This is a genomic window from Cognatishimia sp. WU-CL00825, from assembly GCF_040364665.1.
In the GTDB taxonomy this organism is placed as follows: domain Bacteria; phylum Pseudomonadota; class Alphaproteobacteria; order Rhodobacterales; family Rhodobacteraceae; genus Cognatishimia.
In genome coordinates this window covers 544,537-569,569 of the sequence record NZ_BAABWX010000001.1, presented here as the reverse complement: position 1 = coordinate 569,569, position 25,033 = coordinate 544,537, and the positions used below count along the sequence as shown (strand labels likewise).

Annotated in this window: 25 protein-coding genes; 11 read left to right on the top strand and 14 right to left on the bottom strand. The window is 53.7% G+C overall.

What is annotated here, in order from left to right:
- Positions 1-3 precede the first annotated feature (3 nt).
- The 4 genes from argE to ABXG94_RS02740 form a co-directional block, all read right to left on the bottom strand.
- Positions 4-1,173 carry an acetylornithine deacetylase gene (argE, locus tag ABXG94_RS02755; protein WP_353532158.1) on the bottom strand — a complete coding sequence of 390 codons (1,170 nt, stop codon included), beginning with the start codon at positions 1,171-1,173 and terminating at the stop codon, positions 4-6.
- Positions 1,174-1,248: 75 nt separating this feature from the next.
- Complete coding sequence (locus ABXG94_RS02750) at positions 1,249-2,526, bottom strand: DUF3422 family protein (RefSeq protein WP_353532157.1); 1,278 nt, start codon at positions 2,524-2,526, stop codon at positions 1,249-1,251.
- Positions 2,527-2,726: 200 nt separating this feature from the next.
- On the bottom strand, positions 2,727-3,092 hold the full coding sequence (locus ABXG94_RS02745; RefSeq protein WP_353532156.1) for a VOC family protein: 366 nt from the start codon (positions 3,090-3,092) through the stop codon (positions 2,727-2,729).
- Positions 3,093-3,176: 84 nt separating this feature from the next.
- Positions 3,177-3,749, bottom strand: a complete 573-nt coding sequence (locus ABXG94_RS02740; protein WP_353532155.1) for a flavodoxin family protein — start codon at positions 3,747-3,749, stop codon at positions 3,177-3,179.
- A 100-nt stretch (positions 3,750-3,849) separates the two neighbouring features.
- Between ABXG94_RS02740 and ABXG94_RS02735 the strand changes: the two genes are divergently transcribed.
- Positions 3,850-4,206, top strand: coding sequence for a winged helix-turn-helix transcriptional regulator (locus tag ABXG94_RS02735; protein ID WP_353532154.1), 357 nt, complete (start codon positions 3,850-3,852; stop codon positions 4,204-4,206).
- Between the two features lie 56 nt (positions 4,207-4,262).
- Here the strand turns inward: ABXG94_RS02735 and ABXG94_RS02730 are convergent, their stop codons facing one another.
- Both ABXG94_RS02730 and ABXG94_RS02725 read right to left on the bottom strand, forming a co-directional pair.
- On the bottom strand, positions 4,263-5,696 hold the full coding sequence (locus tag ABXG94_RS02730; RefSeq protein WP_353532153.1) for an NAD(P)(+) transhydrogenase (Re/Si-specific) subunit beta: 1,434 nt from the start codon (positions 5,694-5,696) through the stop codon (positions 4,263-4,265).
- A gap of 13 nt (positions 5,697-5,709) precedes the next feature.
- A complete protein-coding gene (locus ABXG94_RS02725) occupies positions 5,710-7,284 on the bottom strand; it encodes a Re/Si-specific NAD(P)(+) transhydrogenase subunit alpha (RefSeq protein WP_353532152.1) in 1,575 nt (524 codons plus the stop codon).
- 405 nt (positions 7,285-7,689) lie between these two features.
- Between ABXG94_RS02725 and ABXG94_RS02720 the strand changes: the two genes are divergently transcribed.
- Positions 7,690-8,055 (top strand): MmcQ/YjbR family DNA-binding protein, encoded by a 366-nt coding sequence (locus ABXG94_RS02720; protein WP_353532151.1) that lies wholly within the window; start codon positions 7,690-7,692, stop codon positions 8,053-8,055.
- A gap of 9 nt (positions 8,056-8,064) precedes the next feature.
- Here ABXG94_RS02720 and ABXG94_RS02715 read toward each other — a convergent pair whose 3' ends face one another.
- The gene (locus ABXG94_RS02715; RefSeq protein ID WP_353532150.1) at positions 8,065-8,661 is read right to left on the bottom strand and encodes a TetR/AcrR family transcriptional regulator; all 597 of its coding nucleotides are present in this window, start codon (positions 8,659-8,661) and stop codon (positions 8,065-8,067) included.
- A gap of 113 nt (positions 8,662-8,774) precedes the next feature.
- On the opposite strand from ABXG94_RS02715, the gene ABXG94_RS02710 reads away from it, so the two are divergent.
- Complete coding sequence (locus ABXG94_RS02710) at positions 8,775-9,557, top strand: SDR family NAD(P)-dependent oxidoreductase (protein ID WP_353532149.1); 783 nt, start codon at positions 8,775-8,777, stop codon at positions 9,555-9,557.
- Between the two features lie 7 nt (positions 9,558-9,564).
- On the opposite strand, the gene ABXG94_RS02705 is transcribed toward ABXG94_RS02710, so the two are convergent.
- From ABXG94_RS02705 to ABXG94_RS02685, 5 genes are all read right to left on the bottom strand, one after another.
- Positions 9,565-10,329 carry a gamma-glutamyl-gamma-aminobutyrate hydrolase family protein gene (locus ABXG94_RS02705; RefSeq protein ID WP_353532148.1) on the bottom strand — a complete coding sequence of 255 codons (765 nt, stop codon included), beginning with the start codon at positions 10,327-10,329 and terminating at the stop codon, positions 9,565-9,567.
- 128 nt (positions 10,330-10,457) lie between these two features.
- Positions 10,458-10,886 (bottom strand): GlcG/HbpS family heme-binding protein, encoded by a 429-nt coding sequence (locus ABXG94_RS02700; RefSeq protein ID WP_353532146.1) that lies wholly within the window; start codon positions 10,884-10,886, stop codon positions 10,458-10,460.
- 8 nt (positions 10,887-10,894) lie between these two features.
- A complete protein-coding gene (locus tag ABXG94_RS02695) occupies positions 10,895-11,134 on the bottom strand; it encodes an agmatine deiminase family protein (RefSeq protein ID WP_353532145.1) in 240 nt (79 codons plus the stop codon).
- A 75-nt stretch (positions 11,135-11,209) separates the two neighbouring features.
- Complete coding sequence (locus ABXG94_RS02690; RefSeq protein WP_353532144.1) at positions 11,210-13,348, bottom strand: malate synthase G; 2,139 nt, start codon at positions 13,346-13,348, stop codon at positions 11,210-11,212.
- Between the two features lie 343 nt (positions 13,349-13,691).
- Entirely contained in the window at positions 13,692-14,060 is a 369-nt protein-coding gene (locus ABXG94_RS02685; RefSeq protein WP_353532143.1) for a winged helix-turn-helix transcriptional regulator, read from the bottom strand.
- 91 nt (positions 14,061-14,151) lie between these two features.
- On the opposite strand from ABXG94_RS02685, the gene ABXG94_RS02680 reads away from it, so the two are divergent.
- The 6 genes from ABXG94_RS02680 to ABXG94_RS02655 all read left to right on the top strand — a co-directional run bounded on the left by ABXG94_RS02680 (position 14,152) and on the right by ABXG94_RS02655 (position 22,225).
- Complete coding sequence (locus ABXG94_RS02680) at positions 14,152-14,922, top strand: nuclear transport factor 2 family protein (RefSeq protein ID WP_353532141.1); 771 nt, start codon at positions 14,152-14,154, stop codon at positions 14,920-14,922.
- Positions 14,923-15,065: 143 nt separating this feature from the next.
- Positions 15,066-15,698, top strand: a complete 633-nt coding sequence (locus ABXG94_RS02675; protein WP_353532140.1) for a LysE family translocator — start codon at positions 15,066-15,068, stop codon at positions 15,696-15,698.
- A 71-nt stretch (positions 15,699-15,769) separates the two neighbouring features.
- Complete coding sequence (gene pepN, locus ABXG94_RS02670) at positions 15,770-18,325, top strand: aminopeptidase N (RefSeq protein WP_353532139.1); 2,556 nt, start codon at positions 15,770-15,772, stop codon at positions 18,323-18,325.
- Positions 18,326-18,579: 254 nt separating this feature from the next.
- Complete coding sequence (locus ABXG94_RS02665) at positions 18,580-19,884, top strand: hypothetical protein (RefSeq protein WP_353532138.1); 1,305 nt, start codon at positions 18,580-18,582, stop codon at positions 19,882-19,884.
- 97 nt (positions 19,885-19,981) lie between these two features.
- A complete protein-coding gene (gene gatB, locus ABXG94_RS02660; RefSeq protein ID WP_353532137.1) occupies positions 19,982-21,493 on the top strand; it encodes an Asp-tRNA(Asn)/Glu-tRNA(Gln) amidotransferase subunit GatB in 1,512 nt (503 codons plus the stop codon).
- Between the two features lie 258 nt (positions 21,494-21,751).
- A complete protein-coding gene (locus ABXG94_RS02655; RefSeq protein WP_353532136.1) occupies positions 21,752-22,225 on the top strand; it encodes a DUF4177 domain-containing protein in 474 nt (157 codons plus the stop codon).
- Here ABXG94_RS02655 and ABXG94_RS02650 read toward each other — a convergent pair whose 3' ends face one another.
- Positions 22,226-22,483: a BolA family protein gene (locus tag ABXG94_RS02650; RefSeq protein WP_353532135.1), complete on the bottom strand. Its 258-nt coding sequence runs from the start codon at positions 22,481-22,483 to the stop codon at positions 22,226-22,228.
- Between the two features lie 72 nt (positions 22,484-22,555).
- Here ABXG94_RS02650 and ABXG94_RS02645 point away from each other — a divergent pair, with 72 nt between their 5' ends.
- Positions 22,556-23,176 carry a J domain-containing protein gene (locus ABXG94_RS02645; protein ID WP_353532134.1) on the top strand — a complete coding sequence of 207 codons (621 nt, stop codon included), beginning with the start codon at positions 22,556-22,558 and terminating at the stop codon, positions 23,174-23,176.
- Positions 23,177-23,249: 73 nt separating this feature from the next.
- On the opposite strand, the gene msrB is transcribed toward ABXG94_RS02645, so the two are convergent.
- Entirely contained in the window at positions 23,250-23,711 is a 462-nt protein-coding gene (msrB, locus tag ABXG94_RS02640) for a peptide-methionine (R)-S-oxide reductase MsrB (RefSeq protein WP_353532132.1), read from the bottom strand.
- A 289-nt stretch (positions 23,712-24,000) separates the two neighbouring features.
- On the opposite strand from msrB, the gene cobS reads away from it, so the two are divergent.
- Complete coding sequence (cobS, locus tag ABXG94_RS02635; protein WP_353533983.1) at positions 24,001-24,987, top strand: cobaltochelatase subunit CobS; 987 nt, start codon at positions 24,001-24,003, stop codon at positions 24,985-24,987.
- Positions 24,988-25,033 lie beyond the last annotated feature (46 nt).

Sequence of the window (25,033 nt, the reverse complement as noted above, 5' to 3'; positions counted from 1 at the left end):
CTATCAGCGCGTTAGGCGCATATCTTGCAGCAATGCTTTCATAAAGTCATGACCCAGTTTGAACTGTGACAGCTCTAGATACTCGTTGGCTTGATGGGCTTGGGCGATGTCACCCGGTCCACAGACAACCGTCGAATATCCAGCTTGCTGAAACTGACCGCCCTCGGTGGCATAAGACACCACATTACGGCTGTTGTCTCCGGTTAATCTGCGCACCAATGTCTCCGCTGCACCATTGTGTTCTGGAACCAAAGGCGGCACATCAAACCCCATTTCAACGTCAACTCCAGTTGTCGCAACCACAGCTTTCATTTCAGCATCCAACTGGCGAAGGCGCTCAAGAAAGCGCCGCTTACAACGCTCAGGATCGTCGCCAGGCACCACGCGAAAATCAAGATCAAACCGGCAGTCTTTTGCCGTGATATTATGGGCTGTGCCACCAGAGATCTGGCCCACATGCATCGTGGTGAACGGAGGGTCAAAGGGTGCTGCCATTTCAGAAGGCACGTCAGCCGCCGCAGCCGCATTTTGCTGATTGGCCCATGTGATCAACTCTGCGCCCGACATGATGGCGCTGACCCCCTGATGCAACATCGACGAATGCACCTCGTGGCCACGCAGATGAATATCAAACCCAATGGTGCCTTTGTGCCCTGTCACCGTTTTCATACCGGTGGGTTCGCCAACAATCGCAACGCCGGCCTTGGGCAGCGCAGCCTGCATCGCGTCAATCATATCAGGGGCTGCCAAACAGCCAATTTCTTCGTCATAGCTCAGCGCCAACTGCAAGGGACGTGCCAATGTTGAATAGCGCGCCTCGACAAGAGCCCATATCGCCAAAGCATCAAAGCCCTTCATGTCACAGGTGCCACGCCCATATAGCCGACCGGCCTTTTCAATCACCTCAAACGGATCGCTTTCCCAGGCTTGGCCTTCCACCGGCACCACATCGGTATGACCAGACAGCACAACGCCGCCCGGCACATTTGGCCCAACATGCGCATAAAGTGCGGCTTTATCACCTGCCGCGTTCAACATCCGATAACAAAGAATCTGGTGCGACATTAGGTAGGCTTCGACCCAGTCCACCAAATCCAAGTTACTGCGTGCGCTCACGGTTGGAAAACCGACTAGGAATTCCAATATGGCGCGTTGTGACAGACGTTCCGGCATCAGTCTTTCCTTGATCATAGGCCACAATATGGCCCGCGTCCCCTCTGTATAGACTCAAGAGAGGCAATCAAGTCGCTAGTGCATCCGCGCCTTTATTCGTCGGATCATAGCCCAGACTAGCAGCAAAACGGGTATCACCAGCGCCGCCGTCAACGTGCCCTTAGAAATCCCCATTGGCCCAGACAACGGATAAAACAAATACGCCGCAAGCGAGACCGCGTAATAGCCAATCGCCACCACAGACAGACCCTCGACTGTTTCTTGCAAGCGCAAAGCCAAATCCGCGCGCCGGTCCATACTAGCTAGCAAAGACTGGTTTTGGGCTGACCGAGCGACATCCACTTTTGTACGCAACAAATCTCCGGCACGAATCGCGCGATCAGAAAGCGCTGCCAAGCGTTTTTCAGTTGAACCCACCGTGCGCATCGCGGGATCATATCGCCGCATCATAAACTCTCGAAAGGTCTGGCGCCGTCCATAGCGCGCTTCGCGCAACACATTGATGCGCTGATCCACAATCGCCTCGTAGGCCCGCGTTGCCCCAAACCGGTACGACGCCCTCGCAACCAATGCTTCGATTTCCGATGAAATTGTCAACAAAGCGTCCAGAGTGTTCTCGGCTGGTACATCGCCGCTCATGTCCCCCATCACCGAGGTCAGCTCGGCCTCTAATGCCCCCATATGTGATGCCATGTTGCCTGCCCGTGAAAAACCCAACATCGACATCGACTTATAGGTCTCGATTTCACACAACCGCTGCACAATCCGGCCTATGCGTTGCTCACCGGTGCCCTCGGATGGGAAAACTGCAAACCGCAAATGCCCTGCCGGGTCGATGCGAAAGTCACCGGCGATCACCGCAGATCCGTCCAGTACCTCGCTGGTGGCCAGGCTTTCGGCCACAAACCAATCTTTCAAATTTTTAGCGAGAGTGTCTTCATCAGGTCGCATCACAACCCGGATCAAGATCGACGAAATCCGTACGCCAGTGGTTTCCGCAAGCCAGTCTTCTGGAAAGACTTCAAAATCAGCTGGATCAAAGGCCCGGCTTGATACGTCTTGGGAAAACACCATAAACGTCACAAATTCGGTGTGCTGTTCCCATTTGACCTGATGCCGACCAATCGTGCCCGAATAATGCGTCGCCCCGGGCTGCGGATGAGGTGCCCCATAGCGATCCAGCAATTTAATCAGATAATGCAGATCTTCGTCTTTGTTGCGTCCCGCCGCGCCTTTTTCCTTCTTAATCGCAAGAAAACAAGCCGTCGCCGGAGCGCCGAAGGCCGGGAATGGCCGCGCATGCAGCTCATTGGCCAATCGATAGCGCAACGGATGATCATCAATAGGCGTCATAGTGGGCTCCTTTACCGGATCACACCCTACGCAGGCCGCTGCAATTGTAAAGAAAATTTATTTATTTCAGTGTGTTACATGGATACATTGGTATACAATCACCTGACATTTTGTGCCAAGCCGTCGCGAAGCCAAGGGAAATCGTCGTAAGTGACTGAAAGCGGCCCGCAATTTTGGCAAAGCCGTTGCACTGGGTTTTTTTAGGTGGTTAGCGCCGGCGGTTGCCATAATTCAATTGGATTACCTTCGGGGTCGTGAATACGCGCAAAACGTCCATATGCCCCATCCCATTCGGCACGTGTTTCAACAGCGATTCCCGCAAGCGACAGTTGTGCAATCATTGTATCCATGTCCGAAACACGAAAATTGATCATCCATTGCTGGCTTTCACGGCCGAAATAATCCGTATCTCTGGCAAAAGGGGCAAAGACCGTGTGTCCCGCCGCGGTTGACCACGGAACCTCCGCCACGGGGTCAATCCCCAGATGGGTTTGATACCACTCTGCCATCGCCTGCGGATCTTCACTCCGAAAGAAGAAACCACCAATGCCGTTTACCTTTTCCATCAAAATTTCTCCGGTTGCGCGCGCCACTTTAGCATGTTCAACCAAAAAGGGTGCCAAAAGGCACCCTCTTCTATTTCTTCCAAGTCAGACGATTATTTTGGCTTCAGCTATCGCTGCAACCCTCCGGCCATAGGCATGAGCAGATTGCAAATCACCGGCCTCAGGTGCTTGCTCTGAACTTGCATCCGAAGGAGAAACAGCTAAGGCACCTGCACTGCCACCCAATCGGTTCATATCGGTTGGACCATGCTCCAAAGCATTTGCAGGGGGTTGTCCCAAGGAAACCCAGATCATGCCATGCTGTGCAGCCAGAGTCTGAAGATACCCCATTGTCTCTCCCTTATCACCAACAAAACTTGCAGAGTTGGTAAAGCCACCAGCGAATTTGTTCGCCCATGCACCGCTAAACCAACGCTTAGAGCTATCGTCAGCAAATCGTTTAAACTGCCAGGGCACACCCCCCATATAAGTGGGACCGCCAAAAATAATAGCATCCGCGCTGTCTGCCGCTTCCCACAGCGCCTCAGACACCAAACCATCCTCAGGGATCGCCCACAGGCGCGCATCGCTGACCTCAGATGCCCCCCCCAAAATCGCCTCAGCTTGTTTGGCCGTATGTCCAAAACCAGAAAAATAAATCACTTCTACACGTGGCATCCCACTCTCCTTTTTGATTGCAAAGCAGAGATGGCGCACATACTTACAAAAAGTAAGTATGCACTTATTGGTAACCGGTTACCGCCTAGTAAGGATCGAAATGGAACACAATTCTTGCCCCGTTGACCCGCTTTTAAAAACCATCACGGGGCGCTGGACAACCTATGTCATTTGGCTCCTCGTGACAGAGGGGCCCTTGCGATTTGGCGAAATGCTAGGACTGATGCCCACAATTTCGGCCAAGGTGCTAACAGAACGCCTCAGAACGCTGGAAAGCGCGGGCATCGTTCTGCGCAAACAAATGTCAACCGCTCCACCCGCAGTCAGCTATGAGCTTACCGCACAAGGCCGTGATCTACACACAGCGATCAAGGCGCTTCATGGTGTTGCCGTGCATTGGCAGGATCAGGGATGGACGCCAGATCATGGGTTTCCTCAGGTCGCGGCAGCCGAGTAACCGACATAAAAAAACTCCGCCCATTGGGCGGAGCTTCCATTTTTCAAACATCTTTTTTACTGGATCATAGTCAGCAATGTATCGAGGGATGCTTTGGCATCGCCATAGAACATGCGGGTGTTCTCTTTGTAGAACAGCGGGTTTTCGATGCCGGAATACCCGGTGCCCTGACCCCGTTTTGAAACAAACACCTGCTTTGCTTTCCAGCATTCCAGAACCGGCATGCCCGCGATGGGCGAATTCGGATCTTCTTGGGCCGCTGGGTTCACGATGTCGTTGGAGCCAATCACGATCGCAACATCCGTTTCCGGGAAGTCCTCGTTGATCTCATCCATTTCCATCACGATGTCATAAGGCACTTTTGCTTCGGCCAACAAAACGTTCATGTGACCTGGCAAACGACCCGCAACCGGGTGGATTGCAAAGCGCACCTCTTTGCCTTTGGCACGCAAACGACGTGTTAGCTCAGCAACATTCTGCTGGGCCTGCGCAACCGCCATGCCGTAGCCCGGAATGATGATGACAGAGTCTGCTTCTTCCAAGGCGGTCGCAACACCGTCTGCGTCGATTGCGATCTGCTCGCCTTCGACTTCCATTGCCGGACCTGTTGTGCCGCCAAAACCACCAAGGATAACGCTGACGAACGAACGGTTCATCGCCTTACACATGATGTAGGACAAGATCGCACCGGAGGAACCAACCAGCGCACCCACAACGATCAGAAGGTCGTTGCCGAGGGAGAAACCAATCGCTGCCGCAGCCCAACCGGAGTAGGAGTTCAGCATAGAAACAACAACCGGCATGTCTGCGCCGCCGATGCCCATAATCAGGTGATACCCAATGAACAGCGCCGCCAATGTCATGATGAACAGCGGGAAAAAGCCGCCGGTGTTAAAGTACCAGATCAACGTTAGCGCAGAAATCGCCGCTGCAGAGGCGTTCAACATGTGGCCGCCCGGCAGTTTCTTGGCTGTGGTGTCAACTTTGCCCGCCAATTTGCCATAGGCAATGATGGAACCAGTAAAGGTGACCGCACCAATAAAGACACCCAAGAACAACTCGACCCGCAGGATCGAAATCTCGACGCCATCTTTATGCGCCAAAAGACCGGCAAACCCGTCCAGACCGTGGCGTGTGGCCTCGTCCATGCCCAATACGCGGTTCAATTCGAAATGCGCGATCAGACCAACAAAAACAGCAGCCAGACCCACCAGCGAGTGCATCGCAGCCACCAGCTGCGGCATCTCTGTCATCTGCACTTTTGTTGCCACATAGTAGCCGATAGAGCCACCCCCCGCGATCAGCAGGATCGACAGCAACCACAGACCCGAACCCGGGCCAACCAGCGTTGCAGCAACGGCCAAAGCCATCCCCACAATGCCATACCATACAGCGCGTTTTGCGCTTTCTTGACCAGACAGACCGCCCAAAGACAGAATGAAAAGAACAGCCGAAACAACGTAAGCGGCAGTTGTGAAACCAAATTCCATTTGCTCGACCTCCTTAAGATTTCTGGAACATGGCAAGCATGCGCCGTGTTACGAGGAAACCACCGAAGATATTGATCCCGGCCATGAAAATAGACAGCGACGCCAATAGGATAACAAGGAAAGACCCTGACCCGACCTGCATCAAAGCCCCCAAGATGATGATCGAAGAGATCGCGTTGGTCACAGCCATCAAAGGGGTGTGCAAGCTGTGCGCGACGCCCCAGATAACCTGAAAACCGACAAAACACGCCAGGGCAAACACGATAAAGTGCTGCATGAACGAGGCCGGAGCAACCAGACCAACCAACAGCAACAAAGCGCCGCCACCGCCAAGCAACATCACTTGGTTCTTGGTCTGCTGTTTGAACGCCGCAACTTCCGCTGCACGCTTTTCTTCCGCTGTCAGCTCAGGCACCACTTCTTTTGGTTTCTGCGCTGCAATCGCCTGCACTTTAGGCGGTGGCGGTGGGAACGTGATATCCCCGTCAAACGTCACGGTTGCACCGCGAATGACGTCATCTTCCATGTCGTGATTGATCTGACCATCTTTTTCAGGGGTCAGGTCCGTCATCATGTGGCGGATGTTGGTCGCATATAAAGTCGAAGATTGTGCGGCCATGCGCGATGGGAAATCGGTGTAACCAATGATGGTCACGCCGTTGTCGGTGACAACTTTCTCATCCGCCACAGTGCCTTCGGCGTTGCCGCCCCGCTCTGCTGCCAAATCAACAATAACTGATCCCGGCTTCATCGCCGCAATCATATTTTCAAGCCATAGCTTTGGTGCCGGACGGTTCGGGATCAACGCAGTTGTGATCACGATGTCAACCTCGGGCGCCAATTCCAGGAACTTCGCCAGCTGTGCTTCGCGGAATTCTGGGCTGGACACCGCCGCATAACCACCGGTTGCGGCACCATCTTGCTGTTCTTCTTCAAAATCCAGATAGACAAATTCGGCACCCATGGATTCGACTTGCTCGGCCACTTCTGGACGCACGTCAAACGCATAGGTGATCGCACCCAAAGACGTTGCCGTTCCGATGGCAGCCAATCCGGCAACCCCCGCACCAACAACCAGAACTTTGGCAGGTGGTACTTTACCCGCCGCAGTGATTTGGCCCGTAAAGAAACGGCCAAAATTGTTACCGGCTTCGATCACGGCACGATAACCCGCGATGTTGGCCATGGACGACAGTGCATCCATTTTTTGAGCCCGCGAAATACGAGGCACCATTTCCATCGCGATCACATTCGCGCCGGTGGACTTGGCAGCTTCCATACCCTCTTCATTCCCAGCTGGGTTGAAGAAAGAAATCAAAGTTTTACCCTTCGATAGTCGCTTTAGCTCAACTGCTTCGGGCTGACGCACCTTGGCAATAATATCGACGTCTTTCCAAAGCGCTGCTGCGGTCTTGATGACCTCAACACCTGCCGCTTCGTAAGTGGCGTCTGAAAAACCTGCAGCAATCCCTGCACCTTTCTCAATCGCACATTCATATCCAAGCTTTTGCAATTGCTTGGCGGAGTCCGGGGTCATAGCGACGCGCGCCTCACCCTCAAAGATCTCCTTTGGCGTTCCGATTCTCACGTTTCCAGTCCCCCTATACAGAACTTTCTTTTCCCCTAAACGGTCTTCGCCGCTCCGGAAGCTCTTTACTTTGATCGCACCTTATTCACAAGGCTGTGCGACAGCTAATGATGGGTTTGCGACATTTCGCACCCATCCCTTTAACCGCCCGCGGTGATTTTTGTGCCGCGACGTCATTTTTTTGACAAAACCAGGCGAAATCTTTGCTGTTTCGCGGCCATACACGCTAAACGTCAGATATGGCCCCACAGGTCATAACGTACAATTCTGTCACACACCCTATTAAAGACGCAATTTTATTTCGCAAGTGATTTTTTCTGCATTGCAGCAATCGTTGCCCAAAAAACCGGACTTGAAGCGCAGTCACCAGCAGCGCTATGGTGCAACGGTCAGCAGGGAATTATTATGAACCGCAATGAATTCAATCAGTTCTGCAGCGAATTTGTTGCAACCACGCATGTTGTGCAGTGGGGTGACGCAGATGTTTGGAAAGTTGGCGGCAAAGTGTTTGCGATCTGCGGATGGTACGAAGGCAACCCTGCCTTCACCTTTAAGGTGGCCCCGATTGCATTTGAAGTGCTGCAAGAGCAACCGGGTATTCGCCCTGCACCCTATTTAGCATCTCGCGGCATGAAGTGGCTCCAGCAATATGACACGCCGGGCCTTTCGGATGCCGAATTAAAAGCCCATATCCAAATATCATATGGGTTGATCAGCGCCGGACTCTCCAAGAAAAAACGCACCGAACTCGGCATTCCCGAGCCGGAATAAAGCCTTCTCTTAGACCGCCAAGCCCTGGCCAAAAAGCCGCGCCAGACTATCGCGACCCCGGGCATAATCTTCAAAAGAAGGACCATGGGCCTTCGCCCCACGCAGCCCCGACATCATGGCATCAGCGATTTCCCCGGCTGAACCAGAAACCCGGGCCAGATCAACCTGCCCTTCACGGGACAGACGATCCAACCAATCTGCGTAAAGCCCAGCAATGCGCGCCTCTCCTTCTGCCACGATATCGCCTGCGCCTGTCCTTTTGGAATCCAGCAATTCTTCGCCATGCGGCGAATCCAACAACACCTTAAACGCCGGGCCGCTTTGCGCCTGAAACGCCGCCAACAAAATGTCAGTTACGCTGCCGTTTTTGATCAGCGCTTCACCGACGTTCTTATATGCATCATGATAATACCACGTCACCAAGGTGCGAAAAATTTCGTCCTTGTTTTTAAAGTGCTGATAGACCGCAGCGCGCGAAATACCTGCCCCCTTTGCAATATCCTCCATCGAGGTACGCCGGAACCCATACATGGCAAAGGCCTGAAAGGCCGCGTCCAGAATCGACACCACCTTGGGGTCTTTGTCGAGAGATCGTTTTTCTTCCATTTTTGTGTTCTGACAATATTGGCTAATTTTGTCAATTGACATTATGACAAAATATACTAAATATGTCACTTCGACACAAACGCCCCTCTACTTAAACTTGCTTAGGATATGAAATGAAAAGCCTCGCCCTTATCACCGGTGCTTCCTCTGGCATCGGCAAAGAATTTGCCCGCTACCATGCTGCAAAAGGCGGCGACGTAATTATCACCGCGCGACGCAAAGGCGCCTTGGACACGCTAAAGGTCGAATTGGAAACAAAATTTGGGATCACGGCCCATGTCATCGCGCTGGATCTCGGTGCCGCCGAGGGTGCAAAATCCCTTTTGGCAGAGATTGCCGCGCGAAACCTCTCGGTGGATATATTGATCAATAACGCCGGATTTGGTGGTCATGGGATACATATCGACCGAGATTGGGCCGACGAATCCGCCATGATTGACCTGAATATCAAATCTTTGGCAGAGCTCAGCCATGATTTGGGAGGCCAAATGGCAGCCAAAGGAGCGGGTAAAATTCTGAATGTCGCCTCAACAGCGGCGATGATGCCCGGCCCGCTGCAAGCGGTCTATTTTGCCAGCAAAGCCTTTGTGATGTCTTACAGTCAGGCGCTTGACGAAGAACTCCGCGACAAAGGTGTGACCGTCACCTGTCTGAACCCGGGCCTTGTGCGTACCGAATTCGCCGCCACGGCAAATTTGGAAAACACAGGTCTGGTCAATCAAAAGGGCGATTCCGCTGAAAATGTCGCAAAACTGGGTTACCAGGGCATGATGTCTGGCAAGCTTATTGTGATCAACGAAAGGCGCCTGTCCTTCTTATTGAATTGGATCACCCCGCTTTTGCCCCGCCGCAACGTTTTGCGCATGGTGCGCGGCATGCAAACTAAATCCGTCTAAACAGATGTCAGGCGGCGCGGCTGGTGCGGGCTGACCACCCGCGCACCGCATCCCCAAATGCTTCAAATAAGGGGCGGCTCACAGGATCGTGTTGCGCGTTCCACTCTGGATGCCATTGAACAGACAAGGTAAATCCCGGAGCATCTTTGATATATGTTGCCTCTGGTGTACCATCAGGCGCGGTTCCGTCTATCACAATGCGGTCTCCGGGGCGCTTGATACCTTGACCATGCAAAGTGTTGGTCAGAACCTCAGAGGCCCCCATCAATTTGTGAAACACTCCATCTTTGGTAAAGGTCACATCGTGGCGCAATTCAAACTTTTCTTCCAAGGTGCCATCTGGCGGCATCCGGTGGTTTGTACGGCCCGGCAAATCGCGAATTTCTGGGTAGAGAGAACCACCCATCGCGACATTCACCTCTTGAAAACCACGACAAATCCCCAAAAAGGGCTGCCCCCGCTCAACGCAGGCGCGCACCAAAGGCAAAACAACCGCATCCCGCGCCCGGTCAAATTGCCCATGCGCTTCAGTTGGATCTTCGCCGTATTCATTTGGATGCACGTTCGGACGCCCACCGGTCAGCAAAAAACCGTCGCAGGTTTGCATCAATTCCGGCACTGACACCAACTGTGGATCTGCTGGAATTAAAAGCGGCATACATCCCGCAACCGCTGCAATCGCTTGGGAATTCATTTGCCCACCCGCATGGGCTGGATAGGAATCGTCAATCAGGTATTGATTGCCAATAATGCCAACTATAGGGCGACGCATAAGGATCCTTTCACTGCGCTTTTGTCATAGTTTACAGTAACACCCCAAGACTGCCAGAGGCAGACACGCGCAGCCGCTTGTGAAGTTGCACGCAGTCAACACACGCTCCATCCCCGACCTGCTACCTGCTAGGCTTCGCCCTCAAGACCAGAAGCCGAAATGCCAGCCAAACCCGCCTCGGCATCATTTTCAGAGGTGTCGCCTGTGACGCCGATTGCGCCAATCACCTCGCCTTTTTTACCACGCACCAGAATGCCGCCGGGCACGGGCACCACTTGCCCGCCGTAAACACCGTTGACCGCCGCCATAAAGTAAGCCTGCTGTTCCGCCCGCGCCATCTGCGCACGTCCAGCCATGCCCAGCATAACCGCGCCATGCGCTTTACCGTGGGCGATCCCAAACCGCCCCGGTGCCGCTGTATCTTCGCGTTCGAACGCAATCACATGCCCGCCCGCATCCAAAACCACGACAGACAGCGGTTTCAGATCCATTTCCCGGCCCTTTTCCAATGTCTTGCGAATGATGGTGCGCGCCTTACGCAATGAAATGTCTGCCATGATGTTCCCTACCCGTATGTTTGACGCCCAGCGCGCCCTATTGTTAAATCTATCATTGCCGAGTTGCGCTGTGTTTCAAACCAATTTTCCGGGAAAACATACGAAATCTGCGGCATTTGTTGGGTGGCGCAATGAATGCTGCCGCCCAAATATCCCAAAGTACTCACATTCAAACCAATCACCTCGCGCCATGGATAATGCGCCCTTCGCGCCCAGCGCTCGCCATAGACGTTGCGGCCTTGGACCATTGCATCAAGCCACCCTCAGTTGGCTCCTCTGGTGGTAAATACATTTTGCCCAAAGGCCCGCCCAAGCATTTAGTGTCAGCTGGCTTTCAATTCCAACCGACGCGCATGCAACACGGGTTCAGTGTAGCCTGAAGGTTGAACGCGCCCTTTAAAGACCAAATCACAAGCCGCCTGAAAGGCGATCCCATCAAATCCGGGAGCCATAGGCTGATACAGTGGATCATGAGCATTTTGCCCATCAACCACAGCGGCCATTTTGCGCATCGCACCCATCACGTCTTGGGCATTCACCACATCATGATGCAGCCAATTCGCTAAATGTTGCGAACTTATCCGACAGGTCGCACGATCCTCCATCAAGCCAACGTCATTGATGTCTGGTACTTTCGAACAACCAACGCCTTGATCAACCCAGCGCACCACATATCCCAGAATGCCCTGCGCATTGTTCTCGACCTCACGCTGAATATCCTCAGCACTCCAGTCAGGCTGTACCGCCAACGGTATCTCAAGGATGTCATCCACAGAGGCACGGTGCCCCCCCGCCAACAACTTGTCCTGCACCGCCATTACATCCACCTTATGGTAATGCAGCGCGTGCAACGTGGCCGCCGTTGGGCTTGGCACCCAGGCACAGGTTGCTCCGGCTTCTGGATGACCGATCTTTTGCTCTAGCATCGCCGCCATCAAATCCGGCATGGCCCACATACCCTTGCCGATCTGTGCTTTGCCCTTCAGACCACACTCCAGACCAGTATCCACATTCAGCGCCTCATAAGCAGCAATCCAGCCTTCGCCTTTGATGGCATCCTTGCGCAAGAACGGCCCGGCTTCCATAGAGGTATGGATCTCATCCCCTGTACGATCCAAGAACCCTGTATTGATAAAGGCCACCCGAGATTTCGCAGCGCGGATACAGGCCTTAAGGTTCACCGAGGTTCGGCGTTCCTCATCCATGATCCCAATCTTAACGGTGTGCTTGGGCAGCCCCAGCACCTCTTCGACGCAATCAAAGATACGATCCGCAAAGGCAACCTCTTGTGGCCCATGCATCTTTGGCTTCACAATATAAACAGAACCTTTGACCGAATTACCGCCGTCGCGCTGCAAATCATGCATCGCAATCATCACAGTGGTCAGCGCATCCATCAGCCCTTCGTATATCTCGGCACCATCACGATCCAGCACAGTGGGGTTTGTCATCAGATGCCCGACATTGCGCACCCACAACAGCGCGCGCCCCTTAAGGCGACGCTCTACCCCCGCCGCAGACTTATACTTGATGTCTTCTGCCAAAGTCCGCGTGACCGTCTGACCGCCCTTCTCAAAACTCTCAACCAAATCACCCTTCATCAATCCCAGCCAATTGGCATAGGCCTGCACCTTTTCTTCTGAATCCACACAGGCAACGGAATCTTCGCAATCCATGATCGCTGACATGGCGCTTTCCAACATCACATCTGCAATACCCGCAGGGTCAGTTTTGCCAATTGGGTGGCTTGGGTTGATCACGACACGGATATGCAGACCGTTCTTCACAAAGATGATCTGAGACAGATCTTCGGTGATCCCTCGGAATTGCTGCGGGCGGGCAAGAGCCGCAGCCCCCGTCTCCATGACGACAACAAACTGCCCATCCTGAAAATCAAAACCCTTGGCATCCGACCAAGCGCCCCATTTCAAAGGCACAACCTCGTCCAGATGTGCCTTGGCCGCAGCCACAACACGGGCACCACGCGCCGCATCAAACCCCTTGCCCCCTGGCAAATCGCCCAGCGCATCGGTGCCATAGAACGCATCATACAGCGACCCCCACCGTGCATTAGCCGCATTCAGCGCATAGCGTGCGTTTGTCACCGGCACGACCAACTGTGGTCCCGGCACCAATGCGATCTCTGGATCAACGTTCTTGGTTTCAATCTGAAAGTCATCACCTTCAGGCGACAAATAACCAATCTCTTGCAAAAATGCCTTATAGGCCACCGCGTCATGCGCCTGGCCGGCGCGTGCCACATGCCAGGCATCTATCTTTTGCTGGATATCCTCACGTTTCGCCAACAAAGCCGCGTTTTCTGGACCATACTCATGCGCCAGCTTGCTCAACCCCTGCCAGAACACATCCGCTTCAACGCCGGTGCCCGGCAAAGCCTGCCCTTCGATAAAGTCCGCATAATCCGCCGCAACCTGCAAGCCAGCTCTCTCCATACGCGCCATGATGCGACTCCTTGATAGATCCAATTGCCCAAGAGTTAGGTCATTCCCCGCCAAGCAGCAACATTATTGGACAATTCATCTTACCAAAATCAACTTCGCATTTTTCAAGTCAATCTCAACCTCACCGCTTTTGGCACGTTCAACCAACCAATCCGCCCGCCCAGCGGCCCCATAGTCGCCGCTACGCGCGCACAAAAACGATCATGCCCAACAGGATCACTGCGCCCCAAGACAAGCGCCGCCGCAACTGGCCCTCGCCCAACAACAAGCTGCCAGACAAGATACTCAGCAATACGCGCCCTTCACGTCATGGGGCCACAAAGACAATACCCTTTGCCACTGGCTAGACTGCGTCATAGGCCTCTCGATTTTGCTTAACGGCCAAATGGCTCTCTGCGGCCCAGATCACCATTTTCTTTTGCAGGACGCGCAGCTCTTGCCCCATCTCGGTCAATTCATAGTGCACCGATACCGGAGGGCCCGCCTTTACGGTGCGGGTCAAATATCCATCACGTTCAAGGCTCCGCAAGTTCTCTGTCAAGACACGTTGGGTCACATCCCCAATCGCGCGTTTGAGTTCACCAAAGCGCAATGCCCCATCCCCAAGCGCTAAGACGATCAACGTCTGCCATTTCCCCGTGACCTTCGCCAGAACTTGTCGCACAGGGCAGTTGTCAACGTTTTCATTTGTTGGGGTGGTTCCCTTCACCATACTTGGTTCCTTTTTAGTGCGTAATTGATACCTGGTACCTATTTGATACCACATATAGATCAACTCTGAAACTGATTCGAAGGAACACCCAATGACCCCAACCGAAATCGTTCTTGCCGCCGTCAGCGCGCTTTTTATTAACTTTGACCAACAGGCCGCGACAGAGCTACTGGACCCCGGCTATATCCAGCACAACCCGTATGTGCCCACCGGCGCTGCGCCCATCATTGGGTTTATCCCCGCGCTAAAGGAAAGCGGCCTGGAAATCACAACGCACCGTGTGATCGCCGAGGGTGACTTGGTTGTGACCCACAACACCTATGAAAACGCTCAACTCTTTGGTGCTGAGGCTTGGGTCGCCTTTGACATTTTCCGCGTTGCAAACGGCAAAGTCATCGAACATTGGGACAACCTGCAGGTGCCTGTCGTCGAAACTGCATCTGGTCGGTCCATGGTAGATGGTGCAACCGAAATCACAGACCTGGACAAAACTGCAGAAAACAAAGCACTGGTCACCGCCTTTGTCACCGATGTTCTGCACGGCAAAGCCCCGGATAAGATCACTGATTACATTTCTGCAACGCACTACCATCAACACAATCCAAACGTTGCTGACGGTCTAGAGGGTTTGGGCGCATTCATCGGCTACCTCACCAAGAACAACATTGCCTTTGCCTATACCGACACGCCCATTATCGTGGCCCAGGGTAACTTTGTTTTCACCGCATCTGAGGGCGTCTTTGGCGATGCACCAACAGCCTTCTTTGACCTGTTCCGAGTCGAAAATGGCAAGATCGTAGAGCATTGGGATACAATTTCTGAAATCCCATCAGAAATGGCCCATGAAAACGGCAAGCTATAGATCACCACTTTAAGGACTGCTCAACGTTTAAGCAGTTCCGTCAGGTTTCCAAAGAATTGGCCCAGCGCAAATCGTGTTGGGCCAAATTCGTTTGCCACTGCTACGTCCACTAATTAAGTTATATCTATACTTAAGGAATTGTAATGCAGCTCGACACCTGGCTTGTTTTTGCCCTGGCCTACCTTCTGATCACCCTTTCTCCTGGACCAAACGTTTTATTGGTTTGTGCCCACGCGCTCAGGTTTGGGTACCGCAGTGTCTTGACCACAATAGCAGCGAATTTGTTGTGCCAACTTGCAATAGTCATAGCCGTTTCGTTGGGCATTGGCGCATTGGTTACGACAGGTTCAACAGCATTTCAGGTAATCAAATTCTGTGGTGCAGCCTACCTTATCTATCTGGGCATAAAAACAATTTACGGCAACATCGCCGCTGTAACACCCTTGGCTTCGACGGCAAGTCTCCCCTCAATGCCCGATCTCACACATCGGCAACGCTTTATTCAGGCATTCCTTGTCTCCGCTGGAAATCCAAAAACGGTAATTTTTCTCGCGGCGTTCCTTCCACAGTTCATTGATCCCAATGCCTCAGTGACGCTTCAATTTACTCAGATGTATTTGACGATCGCCATTACTGTGTCTGGAGTTCATGCAGCAATTGCAGCAATCGCGCTTTATCTAAAACGCCGAGTGACCAATCACCGCCTTCGCCAAAGCACATCCCTCGCAACCGGTGGCCTCTTTGTGTTCCTTGGCATCCAGCTTTCCAGATCGTAACACCAATTCCACTTGCAGCCCCTGCGCATCCCATTACATCTAGCCGTAACACCACATTTACGGAGCACCCCATGCGCGACGCCGCCCCTCAGACGATTTACCTCAAGGATTACACCCCCTTTGGCTATTTGATCGATGGGGTCCAGCTGACGTTCAAACTGCACCCAACACAAACCCGCGTTTTGTCACGCATTCAGTTTCGTCCAAACCCGGAGGCGACCGACAAGACCTTTTTTCTGCATGGCGAACAGCTCAAACTGATCTCTGCCAAAATCGACGGCGCTGACATCACACCCAGCGTTACAGATGCAGGCCTGACCGCCACTGTGCCCGACGCCCCCTTTGTGTTTGAAGCCGAGGTTGAAATCTCACCCTCGACGAACTTCGCCCTCGAAGGGCTTTATATGTCCAACGGCATGTATTGCACCCAATGCGAGGCCGAGGGTTTCCGCAAGATCACCTATTACCCCGATCGCCCTGACGTCATGGCCACCTTTGATGTGCGCGTGGAAGGCGATGAAAAAGTCCTGCTATCCAACGGCAACCCCGGCGTATCTGGCCCAGGTTTTGCTGACTGGTCTGACCCATGGAAAAAACCCGCCTATCTCTTTGCGCTTGTGGCTGGCGACCTGATCAACCACCCAGATCGTTTCACCACCAAATCCGGCAAAGACGTCGAACTGAATATCTATGTGCGCCCCGGTGACGAAGGCAAATGCGCTTTTGGCATGCAGGCACTGAAAAAATCCATGCGTTGGGATGAATACGTCTATGGCCGGGAATACGACCTTGATATTTTCAACATCGTGGCCGTCGATGATTTCAATATGGGCGCGATGGAAAACAAAGGCCTAAATGTCTTTAACTCCTCTGCTGTGCTTGCGTCCCCAGAAACCAGCACCGACGCGAACTTTGAACGCATCGAGGCCATCATCGCCCATGAGTATTTCCACAACTGGACCGGCAACCGCATCACCTGTCGCGATTGGTTCCAGCTGTGCCTCAAAGAAGGCCTGACCGTCTATCGTGATCAACAGTTCACCGCCGACATGCGCTCTGCCCCTGTGGCGCGCATCGACAACGTGCTGGCCTTGCGCGCGCGTCAATTCCCCGAAGACCAAGGCCCCCTAAGCCACCCTGTACGCCCAGAGCAATTCCAAGAGATCAACAATTTCTATACCTCCACCGTCTATGAAAAAGGTGCCGAAGTCATCGGCATGCTTAAAACCCTTGTCGGAGACGCTGAATACTACAAAGCGCTGGATCTTTACTTTGACCGCCATGATGGCGACGCCGCCACGATCGAAGACTGGATCACGGTCTTCCAGGACAGCACCGGCCGCGACCTGACCCAGTTCAAACTCTGGTACAGCCAATCCGGCACGCCCAAACTTTCAATCCGCGAGGAATGGGACGCATCAAGCGGCACCTTTACGCTGCACTTCACACAATCCACCGCGACAACACCGGGCCAGACCACCAAAGACGCCAAACTGATCCCCATCGCGGTTGGGCTTTTGGCTGCGGATGGCCGTGAAACCCACGCCACCCGTATTCTGGAAATGACAAAAGCAGATCAAAGCTTTGCCTTTACCGGTCTTTCGGCTCGCCCTGTCCCATCTATCCTACGTGGCTTCTCTGCCCCGGTGATGCTGGACCAAAACATCGACAATGCCCGCCGCGCCTTTTTGCTGGCCCATGACACCGACGCCTTCAACCGCTGGGAAGCAGGCCGCGATCTGGCCCGCGACACGCTGCTAAGCATGATCCGCAATGATGCTGCGCCAAACCCTGACTATCTTTCAGGCCTACACGCCGTCCTAAGCGACTCAGACCTTGACCCAGCTTACCGCGCCTTGATGGTTGGCCAACCCTCAGAAACCGAACTCGCCGGTGTCTTGGCTGACGCTGGCGAAACGCCAGATCCTGCAAAAATTCACGCTGCAAGCGAAGCCCTGCGCGACGCCAAGGCCAAGGCACTGGCCGACATACTGCCCCAGCTATATGCCGAAAACCAAGTCACCGGCGCTTATGAACCGGATGCCACAGGCGCAGGCAAACGCGCGCTGGGCAATGCTGCGCTCTCGATGCTTACACGCCTGGATGCAGGCGAAGCCGCAGAAAAACAATATTCCACCGCTGACAACATGACATTGCAACTGGCCGCACTTGCCAAACTGCTAGACGCAGGCAAAGGCGACGCGGCCCTTTCGGCATTCTATGCACAATGGAAAGAGGACCGCCTTGTCATCGACAAATGGTTCGCGCTGCAAATTATGCACGCCAAGCCCCAAGATGTCGCGGCTGTCACTGCCAAGCTGACCCAGCACACAGACTTTGACATGAAGAACCCAAATCGTTTTCGCTCGGTCATTGGGCCGCTCGCGGCCCATCACGCGGGATTTCACCACGAAAGTGGCGACGCTTATAGCTTGCTAGCTGATTGGTTGATCAAACTCGATCCGCTTAATCCGCAAACCACCGCGCGCATGTGTGCAGCCTGTCAAACCTGGAAGCGCTATGACAGCGCCCGCCAGGCCAAGATCAAAATCCAACTGGAACGCATCCTGGCCACACCGGACCTTAGCCGCGACACCACCGAAATGATAACACGCATTTTGGGCTAACCTCATTTCAACGCAGCCCCATAGTTTGGGGCTGCTACTGCCTGATCCACCTTGCCAAGTCTCTGAGCTTCAACGTTAACCAAGCGTTAACTGTTCACCAGAATTCAACAATACCCTCGGTATCGTTCCTTTGCAGCACTCAACCTATGCAATCGCCGCATTCCACCGCCTAAAGGTCTGCGAGTTTCCCCGTCTCCGCCGTTTTTCAGCCCAATTTCAACGTGACATTGCCCCTAAGACAACAGGAGCACGCGATGAAATTCAAATTCCAGAAACCGGCGATCACCACGCTGCGTTTGCCAGAGCCCATTCTGGCCATCGCTCGCAAGTTTTCTGCGCCTCGCGATGCTGCGCCTTTGGCGTTTCTGCCGGAAAGCAGCTCTGCCCCCGTCGATATTGCAGAACGTATCAAAATCCCGGTCAACAGCGCCACTTTGCGCCAGAAAGCCGACAACAGCATTCGCGAACGCGGACAGTTTCTGGCCCGCCAAGACCGTTGGGACGATCTGGCCGACCAGATCCGCTATTCTGACCGCACCCGCGAGACCACGCCAGACGGCACCGCCGTAGCAGAACTGCTGTTGTTTGGTGGGCGCGCTGATGTGGTGGCCGCCGCTGAACACGCGCTTTTACATGGTCGCCCAGCCAAAGATTCCAGCTTTTTTTCCGGCATCGAAGATCTAGAGCTTGTGCTGTGTGAATACCCCGAAGATCACGCCATAGCCCTGATTGTGGCCCATATGCATATCGACATTGGCTGGGCTTGGCGGGGCACCGGGCCTGACGCGGCCCTCAAAGACACCAACCGCGAGGCCTTTTTGGCGCATTTTGCCCGCGCCGAAGAAATCCTTGATGGGTTCAGCCCACACGAATTGAATTCACCAGCGCTTTCTGCTGCCCGCTGTGCCTTGCTGCCCGGCATCGAACATCCCGGAGATCGCGTTGCCGATGATTTTGAAGACCTGATAGACCTTGATCCGGAAAACCCACGCCATATGCGCGCCTTGGGCACTTATATGCTGCCGCAATGGTATGGCAGCCACCAGGCGCTTGAACTGCAAGCCCGCCGCACAGCCGCGCGGACCTATGACCTCTGGGGCGCGGGTGGCTACACGTGGGTATGGTTTGACGCCTTGCTGACCGATCCCAAAGCCCTGCCGCTTTTGGATACCAAATATTTCATCGACGGAACCTTTGACATCCTCGATCGTAACCCCAGCCAAAAATCCGCCAACCTCGTATCTGCCCAGCTCTACTGCGCCTGGCAAGCCGCCCGCCAAGCCTACCGCGAAACCGGATCAGGTGCCCAACAAGCCGCCGCTCTGCGCGCTGCCTTTGAAACCGTCATCCAAGACCACCTCCGCGAGGTACACCCGCTGATCTGGGGCCACGCGGAACTGGGCTTTGACAACGGTGTGCGTAGCATGTCGATCGAACGCCTTGCCCAAAAAGGCCGCAAACTAGCGATGACCGCCGTGGCCCAACCCTTTATGAAAAACCTCGAAGCCGGCATCACCGTGCATTTCGGCCCCGACGGCATCACCGAAATCCAGCCGTAACCCACATACTGCGGCTCAACCCCGCAACCCCTCTTGCCCCTGTCCGCGCCCTGCCCTAGAACGCCAATGAGTGTTAAAAGAACCGGAGTGGCGGCACATGCTGGACCTGACTTACGAAACCCCTAAGCCCAAAGTGATTGCGGGTGCCAAACATGACTGGGAACTGGTCATCGGTCTAGAGGTGCACGCCCAGGTCAGCTCCAATGCCAAACTGTTTTCAGCTGCCTCCACCAAATTTGGAGCCGAGCCCAACGCCAATGTGTCTTTTGTTGACGCGGCCATGCCCGGCATGCTGCCCACCATCAACGAATATTGCGTCGAACAAGCGGTGCGCACGGGCCTTGGCCTGAACGCTGAAATCAATCTCAAATCCGCATTTGACCGCAAAAACTATTTTTACCCCGACCTGCCGCAAGGTTACCAAATCTCGCAGCTGTATCACCCGATCGTTGGCGAAGGCGAAATTCTGGTTGATATGGGACCGGGCGTGGCCCGTTTGGTGCGTGTTGAACGCATCCATTTGGAACAAGACGCCGGGAAATCCGTGCATGACATGGACCCGAACATGTCCTTTGTGGACCTGAACCGCACCGGCGTTGCGCTGATGGAAATCGTCAGCCGCCCAGACATCCGTGGCCCCGAAGAGGCCGCAGCTTATGTCAACAAACTGCGCCAAATCCTGCGTTATCTGGGCACATGTGATGGCAACATGCAAAACGGCAACCTGCGCGCCGACGTCAACGTTTCGATCTGCCGTGCCGGCCAGTATGAAAAATACCGCGAAACCGGTGATTTTGGCCACCTTGGCACCCGCTGCGAAATCAAAAACATGAACTCGATGCGCTTTATCCAAGCGGGCATCGAATTCGAAGCCCGCCGTCAAATCGCCATTGTCGAAGCCGGCGGCACCGTCGATCAAGAAACCCGTCTTTATGACGCCGACAAAAACGAAACCCGCTCGATGCGCTCTAAAGAAGAAGCGCATGACTATCGCTATTTCCCGGATCCAGATCTGTTGCCTTTGGAAATCGAACAGGCTTGGGTGGACGACATCGCCAAAACCCTGCCCGAATTGCCCGACGCCAAAAAAGTACGCTTTGTGGGCACCTTTGGACTGTCTGAATATGACGCATCCGTTTTGACCGCTGATGTTGAAAACGCCGCCTTCTTTGAAGAGGTCGCAAACGGGCGCAACGGCAAGTTGGCCGCCAACTGGGTGATCAACGAGTTGTTTGGCCGTCTGAAAAAGGACGACAAAACCATCAAAGACTGCCCCATCTCGCCCGCTCAACTGGGTGGCGTGATCGATCTGATCGCCTCTGATGCGATCTCTGGCAAAATTGCCAAGGACCTGTTTGAAATCGTCTATACCGAAGGCGGAGACCCGGCACAGATCGTCGAAGACCGTGGCATGAAACAGGTGACTGACACCGGTGCGATAGAAGCCGCCCTTGACGAAATCATCGCAGCCAACCCCGCGCAAGTAGAAAAAGCCAAAGAGAACCCAAAACTCGCGGGCTGGTTCGTCGGACAGGTCATGAAGGCCACCGGCGGCAAAGCCAACCCAAAGGCCGTCAACCAATTGGTGGCGCAAAAGCTCAAGGGTTAAAACCTAAAACAGAAGATTTGAAATTGGCGGGGCATTTCCCGCCATTTTTGCATCTGGATATTGTTTCGCGCGAAACAGCCGAATCGTACGTTTCAGCGCTTGAAACGTACAATTTGTACAATTCACGCAAAAAATCACAATTTATGTCGATGCGTCACAGTCACAGTCACGGCTTGGTCGCATCCCTGCCCTGAAACAAACACAGACATGTTGTTGTTAGATTGTTAACATAAAGCGCAAAACAGGCAGAAAATTGCGATGACCAATTTCGAGTATAAGGTGGTTCCAGCCCCGGCCAAGGGGCAAAAGGCGCGCGGCATTCGCAAGCCTGAGGATAAATTTGCCAACTCTATTCAAGAGGTTATGAATAAAATGGCGCAGGACGGGTGGGAGTTTTTGCGCAGCGAAACCCTGCCAAGTGAAGAACGCTCTGGCCTGACATCGACCACCACACATTACCGCAGTATACTGGTGTTTCGACGCGTTCTGGCTGAAACGGCTGCACCACAACGCGACGCACCCGTCGCTGAGATCGCCCAGGAACCAACCCCAGTGCCTCTGCCAGCGCCCAAACTGGTAACGCACGCCCCGGTGAACGAACCTGCTGCCGAAGAAAATTTCTTTGATTCACAAGAACTTATACCGCCAGCACAGCAGCCCCGGAACCTTCCCGCTGCATTGCGGTTTCGCGCTCAGCAGCTTGGCACTGAACGCGATGTGGCGGCTGAATAATCAGGTTCCAATATCCAGCGCCAAGGCATGAATGCGGCCAACCAGCTCTTTTCCGATGGCAGCATGTACCGCACGGTGACGTGCTAATCTCCCCATCCCTTCAAAGGCTTGCGCACGTATCTTCACGTTAAAATGGCTCTGGCCGCCTTCTTGGAACCCGGCGTGCCCTCTGTGGCTCTCGCTGTCATCGACAACATCCAGTGCGCTCGGCGAGAATGCGGCGGACAACCGCTCGAATATTTCGTCTTTTACCTGCATTTTTTTTATCTGCCCCCTTCAATCTGACGCTAAGTAGATTACAATCTCTGCTCCGAGTCGAAAAGGTGAGCCATGTCAAAATCAGACCCATTCGGATTCGATATGTCCGTATCTTCTGCAAAAAAGAAGAATCCGCGCGGCCGCCGGGGCATGTCAGGTGAATCCACCACATCAACCCGCGTCTGCGAAATGGAAGGATGCACCGAGTCTGGCAAGTTCCGTGCGCCTAAGGCCCCGGATGTATTAGATGAATTCCGTTGGTTCTGCAAAGACCACGTGCGCGAATACAACGCAAAGTGGAGCTTTTTTGACGGCAAAACCGAAGCCGAGACCAACGCGCAAAAGTCCAAAGACAAAGTTTGGGAACGCGAAACAAAACGCATGGGTGACCCAGAAGCCCGCGCATGGGCGCGTTTGGGCATCGAAGATCCGCATCAGGTTTTGGGTGGAAACGCCACGCAGAACCCCGGTCGCGGCTCTGTTGGACGCCGTTTGCCGCCCACCGAGCGCCGCGCGATGGACATTCTTGAGGCCGATGACAATTGGTCAAAGGCGGAAATCCGCAAGGCTTATAAAAAGTTGATCAAAGTGTTGCATCCGGACATGAACGGCGGCGACCGCAGCCAGGAAGAGCAACTTCAAGAAGTTGTTTGGGCTTGGGAGCAAATCAAGGACAGCGCGAGCTTTAAATAAGTTCAATATTTTCAACACGATACACCCCAGGTCACGGCGGAAAGATCGAGTCTTGGGGTGTTTTTTTGCCTGATTATGCCGCTTTAAAGACCAAAGAGGCACCATTCAGGCAGTGTCGTTTTCCGGTTGGTTTTGGCCCATCGTTGAATATGTGGCCAAAGTGACTGCCGCATCTTCTGCAATGTGCCTCAGTGTGTACCCGCAGACGAATGCGATCTGGTTTTGTGCGAATTGCGTTCGGTAAGGCCTTGTAAAAGCTGGGCCATCCCGTGCCGCTGTCAAATTTGTGGCGTGAAGAATAGACCTTTAAATCGCAACCGCGACAATGGTAGCTACCGTCTTTCCAGTTTTTATCAAGCGGCGAGGTAAACGCCCGCTCGGTGCCATCTTCGCGCATCACCTTGTATTGCAATTTGGTTAACATAGCGCGCCACTCAGCATCGCTGCGCGTCACCTCAAACCCCCCAGCCCCCAAAGCCCGCCCCCCAATCAAAGCGGCCGCCGTTGTTGCCAACAGGATTTCTCGTCTGTTCATGTCTTATCCCCATTTTGCGTGTTGCAGTCAGTCTTGCCGCACAAAACAGACAAATCAAACCAAGCCTTTTCACTATGCCGTGATTATGAATTTGTGAACGCGCAACGCACTCCACTAAGGCCACTCACAACTACTCATGGGGCCACACCTGAAAATAGTGTTAAATTCGGGTGGAATTTGACACCCTGCGGCGCTTTTCCCCTTTTCCTCGGGGGCTTGGACGATATTGTGCATCTCGAAACACAGGACGCGGCCCTCACTGGTGTGGCCAATGAAAAGGATCCAGCAAATGGCGGACGGCATGATCGATATCAACGCAAAACCCACCGAAGATATATCGGTGCGCGACGTGTTCGGCATCGACACGGAAATGAAAGTTAAAGGTTTTGCAGAGCAAACTGACCGTGTCCCTGCCATTGATCCGACCTATAAATTTGACCCTGACACAACGATGGCAATCTTGGCCGGCTTTGGGCACAACCGCCGCGTGATGATCCAAGGGTACCACGGTACCGGCAAATCAACCCACATCGAACAGGTCGCTGCACGCCTGAAATGGCCATCTGTACGCGTCAATCTTGACAGCCACATTAGCCGAATTGACTTAATTGGTAAGGATGCCATCAAGCTGAAAGATGGCAAGCAAGTTACTGAATTTCATGAGGGAATTCTCCCTTGGGCGCTTCGCAATCCGGTTGCAATTGTCTTTGATGAATATGACGCAGGCCGAGCGGACGTGATGTTCGTCATCCAACGTGTTCTGGAACACGACGGCAAGCTCACATTGCTGGACCAAAATGAAATCATCACTCCAAATCCCTATTTCCGTCTATTTGCAACGGCCAATACCGTTGGTTTGGGTGACACCACTGGTTTGTATCACGGGACGCAGCAAATCAACCAAGCGCAAATGGACCGCTGGTCACTTGTCAGCACCCTGAACTACCTGAGCATTGACGCGGAAACCAATATTGTTCTGTCCAAGGCACCCCACTACAACACCGAGGCTGGGCGCAAGACGGTTAAGCAGATGGTGACCGTTGCGGACCTGACGCGGACAGCATTCATGAATGGGGACCTTTCCACAGTGATGTCACCACGAACCGTGATCAACTGGGCGCAAAACGCAGAGATTTTCCGCGACATTGGCTATGCCTTCAGGCTGAGTTTTCTTAACAAATGTGACGAGCTAGAGCGTCAGACTGTGGCCGAATTCTATCAGCGCCTATTTGATGAAGAATTGCCAGAAAGCGCAGCAAGCCTTAGTTTGGGATAATTCAGGTTGGGGCTATCAATCGATGAGCCCCAGCTACAATCAGCAC